Source organism: Streptomyces tagetis (assembly GCF_018069565.1).
Taxonomy (GTDB): Bacteria; Actinomycetota; Actinomycetes; order Streptomycetales; family Streptomycetaceae; genus Streptomyces; species Streptomyces tagetis.
Map to the genome: position 1 here is coordinate 669,857 of NZ_JAGPNL010000002.1, position 21,774 is coordinate 691,630.

Consider the following 21,774-nt stretch of genomic DNA (forward strand, 5'->3'; position numbering starts at 1 on the left):
AGATGTTTCGGCGCCGCGATATAGAGTCCGTCGATATGGCCTCCTTCGACCTCAACCTCGCCCGCGTCTTCGTCCTGCTCTACGAATCCGGCAGCGTCACGGCCACCGCGGAGGCGCTCCACGTCACCCAGCCCACGGTCAGCTACAGCCTGGGCAAGCTGCGCCGGCACTTCGACGACGAGCTGTTCCGGCGCACCGGGCGCGGTCTGACGCCGACGGCGGGCGCCCGGCGGCTGTACGAACCGCTCCAGCGGGCCCTGGCGGAGATCGACGGCACGATCCGGCAGGCGGACGACTTCGACCCGGAGACGATGCCGGGCCGTTTCACCATCGCCATGTCGGACCTCGGCGAGGCCACGCTGCTGCCGAGGCTCCTCGCGGCGGCCCGGGAGCGCGCCCCGCGCGTCTCCTTCACCGTCCGGCCCTTCGACGTGGAGGACGCGGAGAGTCACCTGCGGCGCGGGGACCTCGACGCGTTCGTGGCGACGCCGGTGCTGAACTCGCACCGGACCGTGCGCATCCCGCTCTTCCAGGAGCGGTACGTGGGCATGGTCGCCTCCGACCACCCGCGCGTGCGGGGGGAGACGGTGACACTGGCGGAGCTGGCGGCCGAGCACCACGCGACGGTGTTCGGGCCGAGCGGGCACCTCGCGCCGCGGGGTGCGCTGGCCGCGCTCGGACTGCTCGACCGGGTGGTGGTGGAGGCCACCCGCTTCTCGATGCTGCCGTACCTGCTGGAGCAGACCGACCTGATCGCGATCGTCCCGGAGTACGTGGGGGAGGTCTTCACCGCCTCCCACCACGTACGCCTGGTCAGGCTGCCCTTCGAGACCGAGCTGATCGAGGTGGCGCTCTACGCGCGGCACGAGTCCTCGCGCAGCCCGGCGCAGCGCTGGCTCGTGCGGTTCATGTCGGACGTGCTGGGCGAGCAGGTCAGCCCCGCCCAGCTTCCGCCGTACGCCGTGCGGTGACCGGGCCCGGCGCACGGGGGCGTCAGACCTTGCGGGCCACGCCCCCGAACATGGCGACCTCGGCGGGCGGTTCGCCGCCGGCCCCCACCTCGTCGGGGCGCCAGCGGTTGCAGGAGACGACGCCGGGCGGCAGCAGCTCCATCCCGTCGAAGAAGCGGGCGACGGCCCCGGGGGTGCGCTGGGTCAGCCTCGGGGTGCCGTTCTCGTTCCAGAAGGCCACCGCCGCGTCGACGTCGGGCATGTCCGGCCGGGTGATGGTGTGCGACAGCACGAGGTGGCTGCCGGCCGGGAGCGCGTCGACCAGCCGGCGCACGATGCCGTACGCCTCCTCGTCCTCCTCGACGAAGATGACCACGCCGAGCAGCACCAGCGCCACTGGCCGCGTCAGGTCCAGGGTCCGCGCGGCCTGCCCGAGGATGGCGTCGACGTCGCGCAGGTCCTCGTCGAGGTACGCGGTGCGCCCCTCCGGCGCGCTGGTCAGCAGCGCCTCCGCGTGGGCGAGGACGATCGGGTCGTTGTCGACGTAGACGACCCGGGACTCGGGGGCGAGGCGCTGGGCCACCTCGTGGGTGTTGTCCGCGGTGGGCAGCCCGGTGCCGATGTCGAGGAACTGCCGCACCCCGTGCTCGGCGACCAGATGGCGCACCGCGCGGCCGAGGAACTTCCGGTCGGCGAGGGCGTACTCCCCGATCCCGGGGTGCAGGGCCCGGATGCGGTCCCCGGCCTCCTGGTCGACCGCGTAGTTGTCCTTGCCTCCCAGCCAGTAGTTCCAGATCCGGGCCGTGTGCGGCCGGTCCGTCCTGATCCTGCGAGGTGCCTCGGTCCTGGCGGACGACTCGGCCATCTGCTGGTCCCTCCCGATTCCCCTGGTGATCACGCAAGCACCAACGTACTAAGGGCAGTTGAAGAGCGCACCCATCTTGACGCACCCGGTCGGCGCGACGGGGACGCGCCGCCGTCGGGGAACCGGCCGGGCCGCGCCGTCCGCCCGGCCCGCCCCCCACCGCCTCCGATCCACCCCACCGCACCCGCCCCCACCGCCTCCGTTCCACCCCGACGCCCCGCCCGAGGTCGGCGCCCGCGCTCGGCCGGGGGAAGATGGGACGGCGAGCGAATGCATGACCGAAGCGGAGGAGTGGGCGCATGCTGCACGACCGAGCCGGACGGCCGGCCGGCCCCGAGGACCTGACCGACGTGGCCCGGCTGGTGACGGCGTACTACGCCCTGCACCCGGACCCGGCCGAGCCCGGCCAGCGGGTGGCGTTCGGCACGTCCGGGCACCGCGGGTCGTCGTCGGCGACGGCCTTCAACGAGGACCACATCGCCGCCACCAGCCAGGCCATCTGCGAGTACCGGGCCGCCCAGGGCACCGACGGCCCGCTGTTCCTCGGCGCCGACACCCACGCCCTGTCCGAGCCGGCGAGGATCACCGCGCTGGAGGTGTTCGCGGCCAACGGCGTGACCGTCCTCATCGACGCCGAGGACGGCTACACGCCCACCCCGGCCGTCTCCCACGCCATCCTCACCCACAACCGGGGCCGCACCACCGGCCTCGCCGACGGCGTGGTCGTCACCCCCTCGCACAACCCGCCCACCGACGGTGGCTTCAAGTACAACCCGCCCCACGGCGGCCCCGCCGGCTCCGACGCCACCTCCTGGGTCCAGGACCGCGCCAACGAGATCATCGCGGCCGGCCTCGGGGACGTCCGGCGCGTGACGTACGCCAGGGCGCTGGCCGCCCCCGGCACCGGCCGGTACGACTTCCTCGGCACCTACGTCGCCGACCTGCCGAACGTCGTCGACCTGGACGCCGTCCGCTCCGCCGGTGTGCGCATCGGCGCCGACCCGCTCGGCGGCGCCTCCGTCGCCTACTGGGGCCGCATCGCCGAGCAGCACCGCCTCGACCTGACCGTGGTCAACCCGCTGACCGACCCGACCTGGCGGTTCATGACCCTGGACTGGGACGGCAAGATCCGCATGGACTGCTCCTCGCCGTACGCGATGGCGTCCCTGATCGAACGGCGCGACCGCTTCACCATCGCCACCGGCAACGACGCGGACGCCGACCGGCACGGCATCGTCACCCCCGACGCGGGCCTGATGAACCCCAACCACTACCTCGCCGCCGCCATCGCCTACCTGTACGCGCACCGCCCGGAGTGGCCCGCCGACGCGGGCGTCGGCAAGACGCTGGTCTCCTCCGGCATGATCGACCGGGTCGCCGCCGACCTGGGCCGCCCCCTGGTCGAGGTGCCCGTCGGCTTCAAGTGGTTCGTGGACGGGCTGGTCGACGGCACCCTCGGCTTCGGCGGCGAGGAGTCGGCCGGCGCGTCCTTCCTGCGCCGGGACGGCTCGGTGTGGACCACCGACAAGGACGGCATCATCCTGGCCCTGCTCGCCTCGGAGATCACCGCAGTCACCGGCGCCACCCCCTCCGAGCACTACCGCACGCTCACCGGCCGCTTCGGCGAGCCCGCCTACGCCCGGATCGACGCCCCCGCCACCCGCGAGGAGAAGGCCCGCCTCGCCAGGCTCTCCCCGGCGCAGGTCACCGCCGACACCCTCGCCGGGGAGCCGGTCACCGGCGTCCTCACCGAGGCCCCGGGCAACGGCGCGCCCATCGGCGGCATCAAGGTCACCACCCGGAACGCCTGGTTCGCGGCCCGGCCCTCCGGCACCGAGGACGTGTACAAGATCTACGGCGAGTCGTTCCGGGGCCCGGAGCACCTGGGGCAGGTCCAGGAGGAGGCCAAGGCCGTCGTCCTCGCCGCCCTCGGCGGCTGACCCGCCCGCACCACCGGGCCGCGCCCCCGCCGTCCGGCCGCGTACGCCGCCGGACCGGGGGAGCGGCCCGCCCGGGGCCTGGTGCGGGGCACGTGACACCGGGCGGCCGATGTCCGTTGCTTTCCCCGTTTCGGGGTAGACGGGCAGGCGTAACGGTCAAGGCTCAGGAAGAGGGCGGATCGGATGGACGGGGCTGCCCGGAACACGGACCAGCTACGGAAAGCGCTGGTCAGGATGTCGGCGGAGTACGAGGGCGGTCCCGGTGACATCGCCCGGGGCCGCGAGCTGGCCCGCCGCTTCCTGGACCGGCTGCGCGCCGCGCAAGGGCTCGTGGTCTCCGACCGGGCGAGGGACCTCGTCCAGTTGGTGGTCAGCGAACTGCTGACGAACGCCTGCAAGTACGCCCCCGGCCCGTCCCTGGTCGACCTGGAGCTGGCCGAGGACCGGGTGGAGGTCACCGTGTGGGACAGCGCCCCGGTACTGCCGGTCCCGGAGGCCCCCGACCCGGGCCGGGTGGGCCGGCACGGGCTGGAGATCGTGATGGCCGTCTGCCAGAGCTTCGAGGTGCACAAGGAGCCGGTCGGCAAACGCACCCGCGCCGCCGTCCCCCTCACCGACGAAACGTCCCTCCGCCCGGTCCGCCTCACCTCCTGATCCGGTACACCACGCTCCGGCGCAGCGGCCCCTCGGGCACGCCCGGGTCGTCGAAGTCCTCGGCCGGATCGTGGACCATGCCCAGGCGGCCCATCACCGCCCGCGACCGGGCGTTCCCGGCGGCCGTCACGGCGAGGATCTCAGGAAGCCCCAGCTCACCGAAGCCGTGCGCCAGCACGGCCCGTCCCGCCTCGGTGGCGTACCCGTGGCCCCAGGCCGCGCGGGCCAGCCGCCAGCCGGCCTCCACACCGGTGAACGGCATGCCGGCGTCCACCGGATCGAGCCCGGCGAACCCGATGAACTCGCCGGTGGCCACCGTCTCCACCGCCCACCAGCCCCAGCCGCGCCGGTCGAGACCGGCCTGGAAGAAGGCCGCCGACGCGTCGCTGCGCGCCCGGTCGAGCACGTCGGGGAAGTACGCGCGGACCTCCGGGTCGGCGTTCAGCTCCGCCCACGGCTCCAGGTCGGATTCCCGCCATCCGCGGAGCAGCAGGCGAGCGGTGCGCAGTTCCGTCATGCCCGGAACGTAGCGGGGCCGCCCTCCGCCGGGCGACCGGATATCCCCGCGGCGCCGCGGGCCCGGGAGCGGGGAGGCCCGCCGGGCGGTGGCCGGGGCCCGGCCCCTCAGCCCCGGACGTCGTCCCCGTCGACCACCTCGGCGTCCTTCGGCGGGCGGATGTCCAAGGAGGCGTCGAAGTCGCCGAAGGTGGTGGTGGTGTCGTACACGTCGTCCCGGTAGACCACCTTCAGCACGTACGGCGTGCCCTCGGTGGCGACGGAGAAGACGTACGTCCCCGCGCCCGGCTCCCCGTCCACGACGTGCAGCTCGCGGGCGGCCCGGCCGCCCACGCGGGTGGTCTCGCCCTTGGTCACCGTGCCGAAGGAGCGGAACTCGCGGGGACAGTCGCCCAGACCCTCGGCGGCGGACGCCTCGGTCACCGGCGTGCGGACCCACAGCCGCTGCTCGGCCGTGGCGGAGCCGTCCTTCTTCCACCGCTGGAGGTAGGCACGGTCGGGCCGCACGTAGTCCGTCTCGCCGATCCGGATCTGTTCCAGCCGGCCGCCCTGGGACCACGTGATCGTGGTGACGCACCGGCCGGAGAGGTCGGTCACCTGGCGGCTGGTGATGGTGCCGCCCCGCTCCGTGGTGGTCGTGTACTCGATCCGTACGGAGTCCAGCCGGCGCATCGCGGCGTTGGCCCGGTCGAGCAGGTCCCGCGCCGACGGGTCCCGCGCCGGGTCGCCGGACCCGCAGCCCGTCACCGCCGCCGTCGCCAGAAGACACGCCCCTACGGTCGTCGCTGTGCCGGTGGCCCGCACGATCCTCCCATCCGCCGAGGTCAGCGCAGCAGCCTACCAAGCGCCCCCGCCGCCCCCGGGGGCCGGGCGGCCCGGCGGTGGGGTGACGGACCGGACCCGTCCGGCGGCGTGCTGGTGCGCGGCCCGTACGGGTGCGGTCGACTGCTGGGGGACGCCGCCGCGGCGTCCCCACCCACTCCCGCCGGCCCGCCCCTCGGGACCGGGCCCCCTGACCGACGGAGGGCCCATGCCCACCTGCACCACCCGCGACGGCGTCGACCTCTTCTACCAGGACTGGGGGAGCGGCCGGCCGGTCGTCTTCATCCACGGCTGGCCGCTGAACGGCGACGCCTGGCAGGACCAGCTCAAGGCGGTCGCCGACGCCGGCCACCGCGGCATCGCCCACGACCGCCGCGGCCACGGCCGCTCCACCCCCGTCCACGACGGCTACGACTTCGACACCTTCGCCGACGACCTCGACGACCTGATCACCGGCCTCGACCTGCGGGACGTCACCCTCGTCGGGCACTCCATGGGCGGCGGCGAACTCGCCCGCTACATCGGCCGCCACGGCACCGGACGCGTCCGCTCCGCGGTGCTCCTCTCCGCGATCACCCCGCTGATGCTGCGCGGCCCGGACAACGCCGAGGGCGTCCCGCAGCAGGCGTTCGACGACATCAAGGCCGGCATCCTCACCGAGCGCTCCCAGTACTGGAAGGACCTCTCGGCCGACTTCTTCTCCGCCGGCGACACCGGCGCCGCCTCCGACGGGAAGGGCCCGACCCAGGGCAACCGGGACGCCTTCTGGTACATGGCGATGTCCCAGACCCTCGAAGGCGCCGTCCGCTGCGTCGACGCCTTCGCCGCCACGGACTTCCACGCCGACCTGGCACGCTTCGACGTCCCCACCCTCGTCGTGCACGGCGACGACGACCGGATCGTGCCCCTCGACGCGACCGGCCGCAAGGCCGCCCGCCTGGTCCCCGACGCCGAGCTGAAGGTCTACGAGAAGGCGTCCCACGGCCTGGCGATGGTCCCCGGCGACAAGGAGAGGTTCACCGCGGACCTCCTGGAATTCCTTCGCCGGTGAGCCATCGGGACACCTTCCGCCCACCCGGCGGGGGGTGTTCACCCGCCTGAGCGCCTTGAGTGGTGCGAGGGCCACGCCTGACTGACGGTGATTCACGTCGAGCCCCGGGTTTTCCCAAGCTGACGAAGCACCAGCTACCCGCGCCCGACGGAAGGAACCCACGATGCGCTCAGCTCGCACGCTCCTGGCCACGGCCGCCGCCGCCGGCGTCCTCGCCTTCGGCGCCCCCGGCGCCCACGCCGCCGCCGGGGGCGACTGGAACAACGACGACTCTTCCTACAGCAAGGAGCACGACAGCGGAAACAGGCACGACCAGCCGCGCGGCGGCATGCACACCGGCGGCGGCGCGCTGAGCGCGGTCTCCGCCGACGGCGGCTGGGACGGCGGCGGCGAGAGCGGCGGCAAGTCCTGGAGCGGCGGCGGCGACCGGGAGCAGCCGCGCGGCGGCATGCACACGGGCGGCGGCGGCCTCGCCCAGCCGGGAACGACCGCGGGCGGACTCGCCGTGCTGGCCGTCGCCGGCGCCGGACTGTACGCCCTGCGCCGCAGGAAGACGTCGAACGGAACGGCCTGAGCCGTGCCGGGCGCGATAGCGGCCGGGCCGTCACCCGCACCCCGCGGGGCGGCCCGGCTCGCCCGCGCCACACCCCCGTCCGACCACTGCCGCGCCACCCCCCGTCCGACCCGCTGCCGCGCACCCCCGAGGTGGTCCCCGATGCCCGTCCCCCCGTCCGCCCCCCTTGGCCAGGCACCGCCCGGCCAGGGCTCCCGCGGCGGCACGACCGTGCTGTGCGCCGTGGTGCTGCTGCTCCTCGCGGTCAACCTGCTCGGCGGCAAAGGCACGTCGGCCGACTCCACGCCGCCGCCCGCCCCCGCACGCGCCGGAGCCTCCGCCGCCCCCTCCGCCACCTCCGCCATCTCGTCGGCCGGCACGGCCGACGGCACGGACGGCGCCCTGCCCCGCTCCGCGCCGGTGCGCCTGCGCATCCCGGGCATCTCCGTCGACGCCCCCTTCACCGGCCTCGCCCTCGCCGCCGACGGCCGGCTCCAGCCCCCGCCCCCCGACGACACCAACCTCGTCGGCTGGTACGCCAAGGGCGTCTCGCCCGGCGAGAAGGGCACCGCGATCATCGCCGGACACGTGGACACCATCCGCTCCGCGGCCGTCTTCGCCCGGCTCGACCAACTGGAGGAGGGCGACAGGTTCCAGGTGGAACGGGCCGACGGACGTACCGCCTCCTTCGTCGTGGACAGCCTGGAGACCTTCGAGAAGAGCGACTTCCCCAGCGAGCGCGTCTACGACCCCGCCGACCGCCCCGAGGTACGCCTCATCACCTGCGCCGGCTCCTACGACCGCACGGCCAGGGACTACACCGACAACCTGGTGGTCTTCGCGCACCTGGCCTGACCCGCCCGGCGGCACCGCCCCTTCCGGCCGGTCACCCGCCCAACGCACACGGGTCGCGGGCCCGCGGGGGCGGGCACAGGATCGAGACACGCCGGCGTCGCATCACCGGCGGGCGACGCTCAGTACCACCCCCGCGAAGGAGATGGGCGCACCATGACCACCACGTCCCCCACCGCCTCACAACCCCCGACGCGGCAGGTGCCGCACCGCGTCTCCCAGTCCGTGTTCGACGGCTCCCGGCTCCGCGTCGTCCTGCTCCTCGACGTCAACGACGGGGCCCAGCAGCAGTTCCTCGATACGTACGAGCAACTGCGCAGCCACGTCGAGTCCGTCCCCGGGCACCTCAGCGAACAGCTCTGCCAGTCCATCGAGAACCCCTCCCAGTGGCTCATCACCAGCGAATGGGAGAGCGCCCCGCCCTTCCTGGACTGGGTGAGCAGCGAAGAGCACGTACGGATGGTCAAACCGCTGCACCGCTGCGTCCGGGACACCAGATCGCTGCGCTTCCACGTCGTCCGCGAGACCGGCGCCCCCGTGGCCGAGGCAGAGCCCGGCCGCGCCGGACTCCAGACCGCGCCCCGGGTCGGCGACGGCGTCATCCGGCACGCCCTGACCTTCACCGTCCGGCCCGGCAGCGAGGCCACGGTCGCCGGCATCCTCGCCGACTACGCCTCGCCCGAGGCCCGCGTCGACGACTCCACCCGCCTCTGCCGCACCTCGCTCTTCCTGCACGGCAACCGCGTGGTGCGGGCCATCGAGGTCCGCGGCGACCTGCTCGCCGCCCTGCGCCACGTCGCCCAGCAGCCCGAGGTACGGGCGGTCGAGGAGGCCATCAACCCGTACCTGGAGCAGGACCGGGACCTCGCCGACCCCGAGTCCGCGCGGGTCTTCTACACCCGGGCCGCGCTGCCCGCCGTCCACCACGTCACCGCGGGGCGCGAGGACCCGGCGGCGCGGCGGCACGCCCTGTCCTACCCGGCCCGGCCCGGCCGCGGCACCCAACTGGCCCGGCTGCTGGCCGAACGCGACGAGGCCGCGGCGGACGACCCGGGCAGCCCGGTGGTGTGCAGCACGATCTTCCAGCGCGACGACATCGTCGTCCGGCTCATCGACGTGCGCGGCGGACTCGACGCCTGTGCCCCGGCCGTCGCCCTCGGCCTGCCGGACGCGGAGCGCACCGCCGAACTGACGGAACTCCTCGACGACCCCGACGGCCTGGGCACCGCCCTCCGTCAGGGCGAGCCCGCGCTCGCCGGCGCCCTCGCGCGGGCCCGTACGACGCTGGTCACCGACCGCCGCGCGGAAGGCGTCTGACACCCCGCCCGCACGGCACCGGCCCCGGACCACGCGCTCGGCGCGGTCCGGGGCCGGTGCCCTGGGGTCCCTCAGAGCCCCGCGGGCTTCTCGGGCACCGTGCAGTCGAAGGCGTGCAGATACGCGTTGACCGGCCGGATGTCGTCGATGACGAGGCCCGCCGCGGTCAGCCGGGCGACCATGCTGTCCGTGGTGTGCTTGGCCCCGCCGACGTTCAGCAGCAGCAGCAGGTCCATCGCGGTGCTGAACCGCATCGACGGCGAGTCGTCGACCAGGTTCTCGATCACCACGACTCGGGTGCCCGGACCGCCCGCCTCGACGACGTTGCGCAGCGCGCGGGCCGTGCTCTCGTCGTCCCACTCCAGGATGTTCTTGACCACGTAGACGTCGGCCCGGACCGGGATCGCGGTCCGGCAGTCGCCGGGCACGATGCGCACCCGGTCGGCGAGCGCGCCGCCCTCGCGCAGCCGCGGGTCCGCGTTCTCCACCACCCGCGGCAGGTCGAGCAGGGTGCCCCGCATCGACGGGTACTTCTCCAGCAGGCTCGCCACCACGTGGCCCTGGCCGCCGCCGATGTCCGCGACGGAGCCGCGCCCCGACAGGTCGAGGAAGGCCGCGACGTCCGCCGCCGACTGCCGGCTGGAGGTGGTCATCGCCTGGTTGAAGATCTCGGCCGACGCGGGCGCGTCCTCACCCAGGTAGGTGAAGAACTCCTTGCCGTACAGGTCCTCGACGACGTTGTGCCCGGTGCGCACCGCCTCGTCCAGTTTCGGCCAGGCGTCCCAGGTCCACGGCTCGGTGCACCACAGGGTGATGGCGCGCAGGCTGTGCGGGTCGTCCTCGCGCAGCAGCCGGGACATGTCGGTGTGGGCGAACGTCCCGTCCGGCTCCTCGGCGAAGACGCCGTAGCAGGTCAGGGCGCGCAGCAGTCGGCGCAGCGGCTGGGGTTCCGTCTTCACGGCCGCCGCGAGGTCCTCGACGGCCAGGGGGCGGTCGTCGAGGGCGTCGGCGACGCCGAGCCGGGCGGCGGCGCGCAGGGCGGCTGCACACGCCGCCCCGAACACGAGTTCCCTGAGCCGCATGGGCGGCTGCGGGGCGGTCTGAGCGGTCGTCATGTACCGCTGTCCTTCCGTTCTACGGTGCACGGGTGGTTGCGGGGGAGTCGGCGCGGCCGGGCTGTCGCCGCCGGTCAGCACAGGCCCGCGGGCTGGGAGGCCGCGCAGGAGTTGCCCTCGAAGGTGTTGACGGCGCCGGTCTCGGTGTCGACGAGGTCGGCGGGGGCGTTGCCGCGCAGGGTGTTGCGGTCGATCCGGTTCTGCTCGCTGGTGGCGCCGACGAGGCTCTTGAACAGGACGATGCCCCCCGAAAGCGGCGAGGCGCCGGCGTTGTCCGCGACCAGGTTCCGGGTGATCCGGGTCTTCTCGACGCCGGTCAGCACGATGCCGGAGCCCTGGAGGGCGGGCAGCCGCTCGGTCTTCGGGCAGGACTTGTTGTTCCCCACCACGCGGTTCCCGCCGACCAGCAGGTCACCGGTCCTGGGCGTGTTCTCGTCGCCGACGACGAAGACGCCGGCGCAGTTGCCGGTGAGGTGGTTGCCGGTGACGCTGAGGTTGCTCAGCCGGCGGACGGTGACGCCGATGCGGTTGCCCTCGGCCCGGTTGTGCGCGACCACGGTGCCCTGGGTGTCGGCGGCGCCCTCCTCGGCGGTGATGGTGTTGGCGAGGAAGAGCCCGGCGTCGCCGTTGTCGCGGAGGGTGTTGTCCCGCAGGACGCCGCGCACGGAACGCTGCTGGGCGATGCCCCACACGCCGTTCTTCTCCGCCGTCACGTCCCGGACGGTGAGCCGGTCGGTGCCCATGGCGAACACGCCGCTGCCGGTGAACCCGCTGACCGTCAGCGCGGCGACGGTGACGTCCCGCAGGGGGGTGTCCTTGGTGCCGGCCACGCAGATCCCGTTGCCGCGCTCGGAGCAGTTGTCGGGGGCCTTCTCGCCGCCCGGCCGGATCACCGTGTCCGGTCCGGAACCGCGCAGGGTGAGCCCGGGGGTGGTGACCTTGACGCTCTCGCGGTAGGTGCCGGACATGACGTGGACGGTGTCGCCGGGTCGGGCGGCGTCCACGGCCTTCTGGATCGACTGACCCGGGCGGACCACATGGGTGGCGTGGACGGCCTGGGAGGGAGCGGCACCGAGCCCCGTGCCGACCAGGGCGGCGGTGCACGCCAGGTACACAACGTGGCATTTCTTCATACCGCGCACGGTATGCCCGGCCTGTTCCGTCCCGGTGAGGATGCGCCATCCGACGGCGTGTCACCCACCGGCCCCCCTCCGACCACGCGAAACGCGTCCCGCCGACGGGCCGTTGCGCCGCCGGAGGGCACCCGCCCGGGTCACCGGCCGGGCCGGAACCTGCCCGCCCCGCACGACGACCCCGGCGGGCCGCGGCGTCGCGGGGGTGCGGGGACACGGTCAGCCGGCGCGCAGGGTACGCACCGGGAGCACCACCTGCGCCGACGTGGCGAGCGTCTGCTCGTCGTTGGCGAAGGCGGCCACCGCCTCGGCGTCCCCGGGCTCGCCGCCGGGCCAGGCACGGGTGGCGAAGATGAGGCAGGCGTACCCGCGGGCGTCGACCGCCGCGCGCCAGGCCGGCGGCGGCGCGAACTGGGTGCTGACCCCCGGCATGGTGAGGGAGGCGGCGCCGGGCACCACCAGCAGCCCCACCGGCAGGTCGGACAGGACGGTGGCGTCGAGGACGCCCTCGCCCACGGGGAGCCTGGCGAGGGCGAGCAACTGCCGGACGGCGGCGGCCGTGCCCTGCGGACCCTCGGGCCCGTCGCCGAGGGAGCAGGCGAGGAGGAAGGGGACGTCGCCGGCCGGGGTCTCCCGGCTCCAGGACATGAGGACGACGGTGCCCAGGTCGGCGGTGCGCAGGGGGCGGGAATCGGTTGAGATCGAGGTCACCGCGAAACCGTATCCGCGGCCCGGAAGCCGCCCCGGCCCCGTTCACCCGACCGGACGAACCCCGCGCTGGTCTTCACACGAACGAGGCCCGCGGAGCGCACGGCGTGCCCCTCGGGCGGTCGGCGGCCGATGGAGCGGACGCGAGCACCGCGGGTGTCTGTGCGCGGCTCCCGGTCTGGTGCGCAACTCCGGTGTGCCGGGGGAGGGTTGGGGAGGCCGGCCCGGCCCCGTCGCCCCCGGCGAGCCGGTGCTCCGATCGGTGAACCACGAATGAGGGCACCGATCGAACCGCCTCGCGCGGTAACCCTCTTCATATGATCCACAGACGACTCCTCGGGGTGACCCCGAGCCGCCCCGCCCCGCGCGTCACGCTGATCGCCCTGGCCGCCGCCGCGGCACTGGCCACGGCCGGGCCGGCGAACGCCGCCACCACGACCCGCGCGCCGGGCACCGACTGGGACGCCATCGCCGCCTGCGAGTCCAGCGGCAACTGGAAGGCCAACACCGGCAACGGCTACTACGGCGGCCTCCAGTTCGCCCACACCAGTTGGATCGCCGCCGGCGGCCTCGCCTACGCCCCCCGCGCCGACCTCGCCACCCGAGCCGAACAGATCGCCGTGGCCGAACGCCTGGCCCACCTCCAGGGCATGTCGGCCTGGGGCTGTGCCTGACGCACGGCGTGCCGACCCGAGCCGCCGAACGGCTCTTCCCGCCCCGACTCCTCCCCGCGTGTGCGGTGGCATCCCCGGGCCCTCCGCCGCGCGTCGCCCGGCCCCTCCCAGGTCATCCCACTCACCGCCCCTGAGTACGCGCACTCATTCGGTCCGTCGCCGGTGTGTCTATCGTCGGCCGTGTCGGTGGGGCGGGAGGGGGAGACATGCGGCGCTGGCTCGGGGGATGGGGTGTCCTGCTGGTGGGGGCGTTGGTGGCCGGGTGCGGGGTCTTCGGGACCGGGGACGACGAGCGGCGGGCGCGGGAGGTGGCCGAGGAGGTCCTCCCCGGGAAGCTGACGGTCATCGGGGCGCGGACCCTCGTCCCCGAGACCACCGGATCGGAGATCACCTTCTCGCTCGCCGACGACCCCGACGCGGCCGTCGTCCTCCGCGTCGACGCGGACAAGGACCGCTGCGACGGCGGCGGGACCTGCGCGGAGGCGTTGCGCAAGGCGGTCGAGCGGGGCCGGTCCCAGGGGGAGCACCTGCGGCTGATGCGGGAGGCGTTCGAGGAGTGCGGGCACCCCGTGCTCGCCGTGGACCAGGGGCTCTCCACGCCCTGGGTGGAGGCCGAACCGACCAACGGGAACCTGGACGAGGTGCTCGCGGAGATCGGCGCCTGCGTCGAACGCTGGACCACCGCCCGCGCCGCCCGGCCGGACGCCGAGAGCCCGCGGTGGGTGTCCGTCGCCTTCGCCGCCCCCGGCACGGCCGCCCGGCTGCCCTCCGCCGAGGAGGACCGGCCGACCCTGCTGCGGCTCACCCACCGGCCCCGGCTCGCCGCCCTCGCCGGCGTGCCGTACCACGTGGCCGCCTACCCGGTCGCGCCCGGCGCCGGTGGCGGGGCGGAGGCCGGGACGCCCACGCTGCGGCTGGTCGCGCCCTTCGAGCAGCGGGAGGCGTTCTCCCGGCAGATCGACGCGTCGGTCCTGCCCGAGCTGCGGCGCACCCACCCGGACGCGGTGACGACCGGCGGGGCCGGGATGGGCGTCTGGCGCCTCGAACCGGGGCGGATCGACCGGATGCGGGGCCACGTCCTCTTCTGCGCGCGTCCGCCCGCCGACGGAAAGCGCTGCCTCGGCGATCTCGCCGCCGTCGTCACCTCGGACACCGAGGGCCGTCACGCCTCCGTCCTGGACGTGCTCACGGACATCCGCGACGAGCGCGGTGTGCTCCGCCTCCCCCCGCCGTGAGCCCGCCCCCTCCCCGCAGCCGCCCCCTTCCCGCAGCCGCCCCCTCCCCGCAGCCGTCCCGTCCCCGCAGCCGCCCCCGCACCCGGCCGTCCCGGCGCCCCGTGCGGCGGGTGACGAGCCCCCCGCGCGTGGCTCGATCCGTGCGGTGCCGTGGCGTTCGCCACGTGCGCCGGCGGTGCGGGGACGGGGTGCGCGGACGGCCCTCGGCGGGGCCCGGAGACGACGCGCGGGCGCCGGGAGGAAGCGGACGGCCCGGCGCCGGGCGACCCGACACGGCTTCCGGGACAGTCCCGTCGGACGGGCCGTCACCTGCGACTTCGCGGGAGGGGCGGGCGGTTCACGGTGGGCCGTGGGGGAGTGGCATCGCCCTCACCACGAAGCGGAACCAGAGAGTCCGTCAGCATCACCGCACCGGGTGAGCAAAGTTGAACGGTAATCGTTCCCAACCGCTCCCAGCTTTACGCTTCTTGACGTAAATTTACCTGATCATGTGGTGATACGATCACCGCGTTTGCGGAGCGGACGGATGGGTGAAAAACGGCATCCCCGACTTCAGGGACGGCCCGGACAGCACCCCGGAACGGGCGTCCGCCGGGCCGCCCGCACGGAGCGGGAACTCGGCCGTCAGTCGCCTGAAGAGAGTCTTATGACGGAATACACAGCGAATCCATTGCTCTGGGTCCTCCTCGTCGCCTTCGTCGCCACCGCCGTGCTGGTCCACCGGCAGCGCAAGACGGCACGGGCCCTCCGGCAGGAGATCCAGAGCCTCACCAGCCACTACACAGAACTGGAGAACGATTACGGGAAGTCCGTGCGCGCGGCCCAGGAGCAGGCCGAGGACGAGACCAAGACCGTCCTGAAGTCCGCCATGCGCACCCTCCAGGGGCTCGCCGCCGAACAGCAGCTCGTGCTCTCCCGGCTGCAGTCCAAGTACGGGGACTCGGCCCTCCTCCAGGACCTCCTGGAGATCGACCACACCAACTCGCAGTTCGGACGGCGGGCCCAGTCCATCGCGGTGCTCTGCGACGGCTGGCTCGGCGGACGGCGCGACACCGCCTCGGTCTACGACGTGGTGCGCAGCGCCCAGGGCCGCATCCGGCACTTCCGCCGGGTGGAGATCCTCTCGCAGGTCGACTTCGGCATCACCAGCCGCGCGGTCGAACCCGTCGCCCTGGCCCTCGCGGAACTCTTCGACAACGCCACGAGCTACTCCAGCCCGGACACCGTCGTCGAGATCAACATCCGTACCGTGCCCAAGGGCATCTGCGTGGTCGTCGACGACGCCGGTGTCGGCATGAGCGACGAGGAGCGCGCCCGCGCCGACAAGCTGCTCGCCAGTGAGCGGGCCTCCGGCGTGGCCGGGCTCGGCAACCCGCCCCAGTTCGGCTTCGCCGTCATCGGGCTGCTGTGCGAGCGCTTCGGCTTCGAGGTGTCGGTGGACTCCTCCTCCCCGTACGGAGGCGTACGCGCGGTGGTCCTGCTGCCGCACGACCTGCTCACCGCCATGCCGGAGAAGCAGGCACCCGCCCCGGCCCCCCTGGCCGCGGCCCGCACCGCACCCGAGGGCGGCCCCGAGGCCGCGCTCGTCCCCGCCCGGACCGACGACGGCCTGCCCCGGCGGCGCCGCAAGCGGCCGATGGCGATCGTGCCCGGCAGCGCGCCGGCGCCGCGCTCGGCCGCCCGCAGCGACTCGGAACAGGCACAGGTCATGGGGGCCTTCCAGCGGGGCACGCAGTCCGGCCGGACCGGCCGGCCCGAGGAGGCGGAGCGGACGAGCAGTAACCCTGGTGCAAGCAGCGAAGGACATGGAGTCTCGTGAACGACGATCTGTCATGGATGCTCGACAGTGCCCTGGAGATTCCCGGGGCTCTGCACGCGGTCCTGATATCCGCCGACGGTCTGCTGATGGCCCGGACGAAGGACTTCGACAAGGACGACGCCGACCGGGTCGCCGCCGCCATGAGCGGGGTGCAGTCGCTCAGCCGCACGCTGGGCTTCTTCTGTGAGGACCCCCACCACGCCTGGCGGCAGACCCTGGTCGAGTTCGACGGCGGCTGGGTCTTCCTGATCTCCGCCGGCGAGGGCGCCTACCTCGGCGTCTCCGCCTCCCCGGACGTGGACATGGCGGACATCACCTTCCGGATGCAGCAGCTCGTCGGCCAGCTCGGCAAGCGGCTGACCACACCGCCGCGCGAGAATCTCGGCGCCCGCTCATGACGGGCCACGACGGCTGGCTGCCGGAATCCGCTGAATTAGTACGTCCGTACGTCATCACCAGGGGCCGCGGGCTGCCCGACGACGAGCAGCTCTCGCTCATTACCCTGGTCACGGCGTCCGCCGACCACGCGCAGCGGCCGACCCGGTTGTCCCCCGAAGAGCAGAACATGCTGGAACTCTGCTCCGCCGGCTACCTCTCGGTGGCCGAGATCGCCGGGCACGCCCGGCTGCCCCTCGGCGTGGTGCGCATCCTGCTGGCCTCCCTCAAGGAGGGCGGCTACCTGGTCACCCGCCCGCCGGTGGCCCGCGCGCGCCTCGCCGACAAGGAGATCCTGGAGGAGGTGCTCAATGGTCTCCGCGCCAAATTTGGATGAGCATGACTACGTTCGCGGCGGGGAGACCCAGACCGCGGTCAAGATCCTCGTCGTCGGCCACTTCGCGGTGGGCAAGACCACGCTCATCGGCTCCATCTCGGAGATCGAGCCGCTGTCCACCGAGGAGACGATGACGCAGGCCGCCGAGGAGGTCGACGACCTCAAGGGGGTCCAGGGCAAGACCACCACCACGGTCGCCATGGACTTCGGCCGGCTGACCATCAGCGACCGCGTCGTGCTCTACCTCTTCGGCACCCCCGGACAGCAGCGCTTCGTGCAGATGTGGGAGGACATGGCCCGCGGCGCGCTCGGCGCCCTGATCCTGGTCGACCCGGAACGGCTGGCCGACTCCTTCCCCGTGATCGACCTGATCGAACACTACGGGCTCGACTACGCCATCGCCGTCAACCACTTCGACGGCGCTCCGCTGCGCGACGAGGCGGCGCTGCGCGAGGCGCTGGACCTGCTCGACGACACCCCGGTCGTCACCTGCGACGCGCGGGACGAGAAGTCGTCCGCCGCCGCGCTGACCACGCTCGTCCGCCACCTTCTGGACCACACCCGCTAGGAGCTCAGCCCCCGACATGGACGCTCACGACACCACCCCGGCGCCCCCGCCCGGGTGCCCGGCACACGGCCTGTCCGGCCGCGTGCCGCTGTACGGGCCGGAGTTCGCCGCCGACCCGCAGGCGTACTACGCCTACCTGCGCCACTACGGACCCACCGCCCCCGTCGAACTCGCCCCCGGCGTCGAGGCGACCCTCGTCACCGACTACGCGGCGGCGCTCCAACTGCTCCAGGACTCCGGCTCCTTCCGCAAGGACGCCCGGCGCTGGCGGGCCTTCAACGAGGGCAAGGTGGGACCGGACAGCCCGGTCGCGCCGCTCCTCGCCTACCGGCCCAACTGCATGTTCGCCGACGGCGCCGACCACCTGCGGCTGCGCCAGGCGGTCACCGACAGCATGGCCCGGGTCGACACCCGGCGGCTGAGCCGGAGCACCGAGCAGATCTCCGGCTACCTCATCTCCCAGTTCAGCGCCCGCGGTTCGGCCGACCTGCTCGGCGACTACGCCAAGCAGCTCCCGCTGTTCGTCTTCAACGAACTCTTCGGCTGCCCCGCCGACATCGGCGACCGCGTCCTCTTCGGCATCTCCGGCATGTTCGACGGCATCAACGCCGACAAGGCCACCGAGGTGCTGTTCCAGGCGGTCGGCGAGCTGGTGGCGCTCAAGCGCTCCCGGCCCGGCGACGACGTCACCTCCTGGCTGATGCGGCACGAAGCCGGCCTGAGCGACGAGGAGATGGTGCACCAGCTCGCCCTGCTGCTGGGCGCCGGAGCCGAACCGCTGCGCAACCTCATCGGCAACACCCTGCACCGCCTGCTCACGCACGACCGCTACGCGCGCGAGGGCGGCCTGATCGACGAGGCGCTCGACGACACGCTGTGGGAGAACCCGCCCATGGCCAACTACGCCCCGCACTACCCGGCCGCCGACACCGACCTCGCCGGACAGCCGCTCCAGGAGGGCGAGCTGGTCCTGGTCAGCTTCGCCGCCGCCAACACCGGCCCCGCCCTGGAGGCTTCACGGCAGGCCGGCAGCAACCGGGCGCACCTGGCCTGGAGCGCGGGCCCGCACGCCTGCCCGTCCAAGGAGCCCGCCCGGCACATCACCGTCACCGCCATCGAGAACCTGCTCAACGAACTCCCCGACGTGCGGCTCGCCGTGCCCGAGGACAGCCTGACCTGGCGTCCGGGCCCCTTCAACCGGGCCCTGGCCACGCTGCCCGCCACCTTCACCCCGGTGCGGCCCCAGCGGCACTCCGGACCGCCCGCCGCCCAGGGCCCCACGGGGCCCGCCGGGCCCGTCGGCGGTCCGCAGGCCGCCGCCCCGCGGCCCGGCGAACGGAGCGGACTGTGGAGCCAGTTCCTCAACTGGCTCACACGGTGACATGCGCAACACCCTGCGTGCCCGTCGTTTTCGCATGAACGTTCAACGGCTGGGGTAGTGAGCAACGCGGCATTCAAGTTGCTTACGAGCAAAAGGAGGTGTCGTGGACCACATATCCACGAACGCCGCTTTCCCCCCGGTGAGCTCCCCGGTACCCGCCCGCAAGGGCGGGTACCTTTTTGTGTGCCCCAGCCGAGGGGCGGACCGGTGACCGCCGCGACCTTCCGCGTCGATCTGCCCGCACCGACCCTCACCGACCACACCACCGGACAACTGCGAAGACTGGCCGCCCTCGCGGGCCTGTCGGAGACCGACACCGCGACCTACACCGACGTGCTGACCGAGGCCCTCGGCCCGGTGGGCGCGCGTTCGCTGGACCTGCCGCCCCCCGACCGCACCTTCCTGTCCGACGACCACACCCCGGTGGAGTTCTCCCTCTCCCTCCAGCCGGGCACGGCACCCTCCCTGCGGGTCCTGCTGGAACCGGGCTGCGGCGCAGACGGCCTGGACCGCAACGGCCGCGTCGGCCTCGCCGCCATCAGGGCCATGGCCAGGCGCTGGAACTTCTCCACCGCCCCGCTCGACGCCGTCCGGGACCTCTTCCTGCCGCCCTCCCCGCAAGGCCCCCTGGCGCTGTGGTGCGCCCTGGAGCTGCGGCCGGGCGGCGTGCCCCGCGTCAAGGTCTACCTCAACCCCGCGGCGCTGCGGGTGAAACGTTCCTTCTGGACCGTGCGCGAGGCGATGGAACGGCTCGGCCACGGCCGGGCCTTCGCCTCCCTGGCCCGCGCCGACGGCTATCCCTTCGTCGCCCTGGATCTCGGGGACTGGGACGAACCCCGGCTCAAGGTCTACGCCCGGCACGACGACCTCACCGCGGGCCGGGCCGGGCGCCTGTCCCGCATGGACCCCGGACCCGACGCCGCGGCCGTCGAGGACTTCTTCCTCACCGCGGCGGGCGGCGGCCGGGAGGTCACCCGGCTCGGCAGGCGGCCCGGCCTGACCTGTCACGCCTTCACCGAGACCGGCGCCGCGCGGCCCAGCGGCTTCACCCTGCACATCCCCGTCCGGGACTACGCCCGGCACGACGGGGAGGTCCTGGAACGGGCGGAGCGCGTGCTGACCCGGTACGGCATGGACACCGCGGTACTGCCCCGCGCCCTGTCCGCCGTCACCGGGCGGCGGCCGGAGGACGGGGTGGGGCTGATCGCCTACCTGGCCCTGGCCCACCAGCGGGGCCGCTCGCCCCGGGTGACGGCGTACCTCTCCTCGGAGGCGTACGCGGTCCGCCCGCCGGCCCTGGCCCGGCCCCGGCACGTGACCGCCGTGCGGTAGCCGGCCGCGCGGCGAGGCGGGGCTCCCGGCGGACGTCCGCCGGGAGCCCCGCACCCGTCGAGGAAGGTGAGGAGCCGGGGCCGTCGCCCACGGCCCCGCAGGGCTCAGACCTTCAGCGCCTCACGGAACTCGGCGAGGTACGCGCCCACGTCGACCTGGATGGACGCGCCCTGCGTCCGGCCGTACCGCTCGGCGATCCCGTCGAGGTACGCGGCGATCTCCTCGCGCATCTCGTCGGCCGGGGGCAGCGTGTCCTCGCCGTCGACGAGGCCCGCCACCCAGCGGGCCTGGGCCTCCACCAGCCGGGTGATCGCGCCCACCGGCCGCACCAGGCCGACGAAGTACAGGCCCTCGGTCCCCGGCGGGACCACGCGCCGGTACAGCTCCACCGGACCGTCCGGCGACGCCGGGCAGCCGGCGGGCAGGAAGGGGAAGTCCAGCCGGAAGCCGGTGCAGTGGACGACCGCGTCCGCGGCCACCCGGGTGCCGTCGGTGAAGACGACCTCCTCGCCCTCGAAGGCGGCGATGGCAGGCTTCGGGGTGACGGCGCCGTGCCGGATGCGGCTGAGGATCTCGTCCGAGAGGGTCACGGCCGAGGAGAAGACGGGGTGATCCGGCTCGGGCAGCCCGTACTCCGCCAGCCTGCCCCGGGAGACGTAGAGGGCCTGCTCCACGAAGCGGCGCTGCTCGGCGAGGGTCATCTCGCTCCACCAGGGGGCCTCGGCGATCTCGTCGACCGACTTGCCGAAGAGCTGCTTGGGCACGATGTGCAGTCCCCGGCGCACCGAGAGGTACGTCCGCCCGGCGTGCCGCGAGAGGTCCGCCGCGATGTCCACCGCCGAGGCGCCGAGGCCGACCACGACGACGCGCCGGCCCGCGAAGTCGGCTCCGGAGTGGAAGTCCAGCGAGTGCAGAATCGTTCCGGTGAAGGAGTCGGCGCCCGGCGGGAGGGGGTCGGGCAGCGCGGGCTTCTCATGGTGCCCGGAGGCGACGACGACGTGCTCGAACCGCCGGGACGCCATCGCGCCCTCGGCGTCACGGGCGGCGACGGTCCAGGTGCCGTCGGCCTCCCGGTGCGCGGAGACCACCTCGGTGCGCAACTCGACGTGGTCCAGTACCCCCGTCGCCTCGGCGAAGGACCGCAGGTAGGCGGCGAACTGACTGTGCCGCGGATAGAGCGGGTACTCCTCCGGCATCGGGAAGCCGTCGTAGGCGGTGAGCTGCTTGGCGGTGTTCAGGTGCAGGGTCTCGTACCCCGGACCCCGTTCGCCGGCGCCGGGGCGGCGCCAGATACCGCCGACGTCGGAGGACTTCTCGAGGCAGACGAAGTCGATGCCCCGCTCCTTGAGGGAGCGGGCCACCGCCAGGCCCGACAGACCGGCACCGATCACACACACACGCACGGGTTTCCCCCCAAGGACGGATACTTCCTCCCCCGATCATGCAGTCACTGCCCACCCGGACTTCACCGCACACCAGTACGGAGGGGGAAGGGGCGTGTCCGTGCTCACGTTTCC

The 21,774-nt window shown here is 73.7% G+C and carries 22 protein-coding genes; 15 read left to right on the forward strand and 7 right to left on the reverse strand.

Annotation, left to right across the window (positions count from 1 at the left end):
- Positions 1-35: 35 nt before the first annotated feature.
- Positions 36-971, forward strand: a complete 936-nt coding sequence (locus J5Y05_RS11070) for a LysR family transcriptional regulator (protein WP_210871008.1) — start codon at positions 36-38, stop codon at positions 969-971.
- Positions 972-993: 22 nt separating this feature from the next.
- Here J5Y05_RS11070 and J5Y05_RS11075 read toward each other — a convergent pair whose 3' ends face one another.
- The gene (locus tag J5Y05_RS11075) at positions 994-1,815 is read right to left on the reverse strand and encodes an SAM-dependent methyltransferase (protein WP_210871010.1); all 822 of its coding nucleotides are present in this window, start codon (positions 1,813-1,815) and stop codon (positions 994-996) included.
- A gap of 299 nt (positions 1,816-2,114) precedes the next feature.
- Between J5Y05_RS11075 and pgm the strand changes: the two genes are divergently transcribed.
- Both pgm and J5Y05_RS11085 read left to right on the forward strand, forming a co-directional pair.
- Positions 2,115-3,755 carry a phosphoglucomutase (alpha-D-glucose-1,6-bisphosphate-dependent) gene (gene pgm, locus J5Y05_RS11080; RefSeq protein ID WP_210871013.1) on the forward strand — a complete coding sequence of 547 codons (1,641 nt, stop codon included), beginning with the start codon at positions 2,115-2,117 and terminating at the stop codon, positions 3,753-3,755.
- 183 nt (positions 3,756-3,938) lie between these two features.
- Complete coding sequence (locus tag J5Y05_RS11085; protein WP_210871015.1) at positions 3,939-4,409, forward strand: ATP-binding protein; 471 nt, start codon at positions 3,939-3,941, stop codon at positions 4,407-4,409.
- Here the strand turns inward: J5Y05_RS11085 and J5Y05_RS11090 are convergent.
- Positions 4,399-4,926, reverse strand: coding sequence for a GNAT family N-acetyltransferase (locus J5Y05_RS11090; protein WP_210871017.1), 528 nt, complete (start codon positions 4,924-4,926; stop codon positions 4,399-4,401). The genes J5Y05_RS11085 and J5Y05_RS11090 overlap by 11 nt on opposite strands.
- A 107-nt stretch (positions 4,927-5,033) precedes the next feature.
- Entirely contained in the window at positions 5,034-5,672 is a 639-nt protein-coding gene (locus J5Y05_RS11095; protein ID WP_307853839.1) for a hypothetical protein, read from the reverse strand.
- Positions 5,673-5,955: 283 nt separating this feature from the next.
- Between J5Y05_RS11095 and J5Y05_RS11100 the strand changes: the two genes are divergently transcribed.
- The 4 genes from J5Y05_RS11100 (at position 5,956) to J5Y05_RS11115 (ending at position 9,520) form a co-directional block, all read left to right on the forward strand.
- Positions 5,956-6,798 carry an alpha/beta fold hydrolase gene (locus J5Y05_RS11100; protein WP_210871021.1) on the forward strand — a complete coding sequence of 281 codons (843 nt, stop codon included), beginning with the start codon at positions 5,956-5,958 and terminating at the stop codon, positions 6,796-6,798.
- A gap of 163 nt (positions 6,799-6,961) precedes the next feature.
- On the forward strand, positions 6,962-7,372 hold the full coding sequence (locus J5Y05_RS11105) for a hypothetical protein (protein ID WP_210871023.1): 411 nt from the start codon (positions 6,962-6,964) through the stop codon (positions 7,370-7,372).
- A 141-nt stretch (positions 7,373-7,513) separates the two neighbouring features.
- A complete protein-coding gene (locus J5Y05_RS11110; RefSeq protein WP_210871025.1) occupies positions 7,514-8,206 on the forward strand; it encodes a class F sortase in 693 nt (230 codons plus the stop codon).
- 153 nt (positions 8,207-8,359) lie between these two features.
- On the forward strand, positions 8,360-9,520 hold the full coding sequence (locus J5Y05_RS11115) for a SchA/CurD-like domain-containing protein (protein ID WP_210871027.1): 1,161 nt from the start codon (positions 8,360-8,362) through the stop codon (positions 9,518-9,520).
- A 71-nt stretch (positions 9,521-9,591) separates the two neighbouring features.
- On the opposite strand, the gene J5Y05_RS11120 is transcribed toward J5Y05_RS11115, so the two are convergent.
- From J5Y05_RS11120 to J5Y05_RS11130, 3 genes are all read right to left on the reverse strand, one after another.
- Positions 9,592-10,635, reverse strand: a complete 1,044-nt coding sequence (locus J5Y05_RS11120) for a methyltransferase (RefSeq protein WP_210871029.1) — start codon at positions 10,633-10,635, stop codon at positions 9,592-9,594.
- Positions 10,636-10,709: 74 nt separating this feature from the next.
- On the reverse strand, positions 10,710-11,768 hold the full coding sequence (locus J5Y05_RS11125) for a right-handed parallel beta-helix repeat-containing protein (RefSeq protein WP_210871031.1): 1,059 nt from the start codon (positions 11,766-11,768) through the stop codon (positions 10,710-10,712).
- Positions 11,769-11,987: 219 nt separating this feature from the next.
- Positions 11,988-12,479, reverse strand: a complete 492-nt coding sequence (locus tag J5Y05_RS11130) for a DUF5949 family protein (protein WP_210871033.1) — start codon at positions 12,477-12,479, stop codon at positions 11,988-11,990.
- A gap of 314 nt (positions 12,480-12,793) precedes the next feature.
- Here J5Y05_RS11130 and J5Y05_RS11135 point away from each other — a divergent pair, with 314 nt between their 5' ends.
- The 8 genes from J5Y05_RS11135 to J5Y05_RS11170 all read left to right on the forward strand — a co-directional run bounded on the left by J5Y05_RS11135 (position 12,794) and on the right by J5Y05_RS11170 (position 20,257).
- Positions 12,794-13,150, forward strand: coding sequence for a transglycosylase family protein (locus J5Y05_RS11135; protein ID WP_210871035.1), 357 nt, complete (start codon positions 12,794-12,796; stop codon positions 13,148-13,150).
- Between the two features lie 206 nt (positions 13,151-13,356).
- On the forward strand, positions 13,357-14,385 hold the full coding sequence (locus J5Y05_RS11140; protein WP_210871037.1) for an SCO7460 family lipoprotein: 1,029 nt from the start codon (positions 13,357-13,359) through the stop codon (positions 14,383-14,385).
- Between the two features lie 646 nt (positions 14,386-15,031).
- Positions 15,032-16,204 (forward strand): ATP-binding protein, encoded by a 1,173-nt coding sequence (locus J5Y05_RS11145; RefSeq protein WP_210871039.1) that lies wholly within the window; start codon positions 15,032-15,034, stop codon positions 16,202-16,204.
- Complete coding sequence (locus tag J5Y05_RS11150; RefSeq protein WP_210871041.1) at positions 16,201-16,602, forward strand: roadblock/LC7 domain-containing protein; 402 nt, start codon at positions 16,201-16,203, stop codon at positions 16,600-16,602. Before J5Y05_RS11145 ends, J5Y05_RS11150 begins: the two co-directional genes overlap by 4 nt.
- On the forward strand, positions 16,599-16,976 hold the full coding sequence (locus tag J5Y05_RS11155; RefSeq protein WP_210871043.1) for a DUF742 domain-containing protein: 378 nt from the start codon (positions 16,599-16,601) through the stop codon (positions 16,974-16,976). Before J5Y05_RS11150 ends, J5Y05_RS11155 begins: the two co-directional genes overlap by 4 nt.
- Positions 16,951-17,544, forward strand: a complete 594-nt coding sequence (locus J5Y05_RS11160) for a GTP-binding protein (RefSeq protein WP_210871045.1) — start codon at positions 16,951-16,953, stop codon at positions 17,542-17,544. The genes J5Y05_RS11155 and J5Y05_RS11160 overlap by 26 nt, the downstream gene beginning before the upstream one ends.
- 16 nt (positions 17,545-17,560) lie before the next feature.
- Positions 17,561-18,925: a cytochrome P450 gene (locus tag J5Y05_RS11165; protein WP_210871047.1), complete on the forward strand. Its 1,365-nt coding sequence runs from the start codon at positions 17,561-17,563 to the stop codon at positions 18,923-18,925.
- A gap of 207 nt (positions 18,926-19,132) precedes the next feature.
- Positions 19,133-20,257, forward strand: a complete 1,125-nt coding sequence (locus J5Y05_RS11170; protein WP_210871049.1) for a tryptophan dimethylallyltransferase family protein — start codon at positions 19,133-19,135, stop codon at positions 20,255-20,257.
- A gap of 104 nt (positions 20,258-20,361) precedes the next feature.
- Here the strand turns inward: J5Y05_RS11170 and J5Y05_RS11175 are convergent, their stop codons facing one another.
- Positions 20,362-21,660: a flavin-containing monooxygenase gene (locus J5Y05_RS11175; protein ID WP_210871051.1), complete on the reverse strand. Its 1,299-nt coding sequence runs from the start codon at positions 21,658-21,660 to the stop codon at positions 20,362-20,364.
- Positions 21,661-21,774: the final 114 nt, after the last annotated feature.

Excerpts from the sequence above, each read along its gene's own strand:
- J5Y05_RS11070 (WP_210871008.1), top strand. The coding sequence starts at position 36 with ATGGCCTCCTTCGACCTCAACCTCGCCCGCGTCTTCGTCCTGCTCTAC.
- J5Y05_RS11075 (WP_210871010.1), bottom strand. The coding sequence starts at position 1,815 with ATGGCCGAGTCGTCCGCCAGGACCGAGGCACCTCGCAGGATCAGGACG.
- pgm (WP_210871013.1), top strand. The coding sequence starts at position 2,115 with ATGCTGCACGACCGAGCCGGACGGCCGGCCGGCCCCGAGGACCTGACC.
- J5Y05_RS11085 (WP_210871015.1), top strand. The coding sequence starts at position 3,939 with ATGGACGGGGCTGCCCGGAACACGGACCAGCTACGGAAAGCGCTGGTC.
- J5Y05_RS11090 (WP_210871017.1), bottom strand. The coding sequence starts at position 4,926 with ATGACGGAACTGCGCACCGCTCGCCTGCTGCTCCGCGGATGGCGGGAA.
- J5Y05_RS11100 (WP_210871021.1), top strand. The coding sequence starts at position 5,956 with ATGCCCACCTGCACCACCCGCGACGGCGTCGACCTCTTCTACCAGGAC.
- J5Y05_RS11105 (WP_210871023.1), top strand. The coding sequence starts at position 6,962 with ATGCGCTCAGCTCGCACGCTCCTGGCCACGGCCGCCGCCGCCGGCGTC.
- J5Y05_RS11110 (WP_210871025.1), top strand. The coding sequence starts at position 7,514 with ATGCCCGTCCCCCCGTCCGCCCCCCTTGGCCAGGCACCGCCCGGCCAG.
- J5Y05_RS11115 (WP_210871027.1), top strand. The coding sequence starts at position 8,360 with ATGACCACCACGTCCCCCACCGCCTCACAACCCCCGACGCGGCAGGTG.
- J5Y05_RS11120 (WP_210871029.1), bottom strand. The coding sequence starts at position 10,635 with ATGACGACCGCTCAGACCGCCCCGCAGCCGCCCATGCGGCTCAGGGAA.
- J5Y05_RS11125 (WP_210871031.1), bottom strand. The coding sequence starts at position 11,768 with ATGAAGAAATGCCACGTTGTGTACCTGGCGTGCACCGCCGCCCTGGTC.
- J5Y05_RS11135 (WP_210871035.1), top strand. The coding sequence starts at position 12,794 with ATGATCCACAGACGACTCCTCGGGGTGACCCCGAGCCGCCCCGCCCCG.
- J5Y05_RS11140 (WP_210871037.1), top strand. The coding sequence starts at position 13,357 with ATGCGGCGCTGGCTCGGGGGATGGGGTGTCCTGCTGGTGGGGGCGTTG.
- J5Y05_RS11145 (WP_210871039.1), top strand. The coding sequence starts at position 15,032 with ATGACGGAATACACAGCGAATCCATTGCTCTGGGTCCTCCTCGTCGCC.
- J5Y05_RS11155 (WP_210871043.1), top strand. The coding sequence starts at position 16,599 with ATGACGGGCCACGACGGCTGGCTGCCGGAATCCGCTGAATTAGTACGT.
- J5Y05_RS11160 (WP_210871045.1), top strand. The coding sequence starts at position 16,951 with ATGGTCTCCGCGCCAAATTTGGATGAGCATGACTACGTTCGCGGCGGG.
- J5Y05_RS11165 (WP_210871047.1), top strand. The coding sequence starts at position 17,561 with ATGGACGCTCACGACACCACCCCGGCGCCCCCGCCCGGGTGCCCGGCA.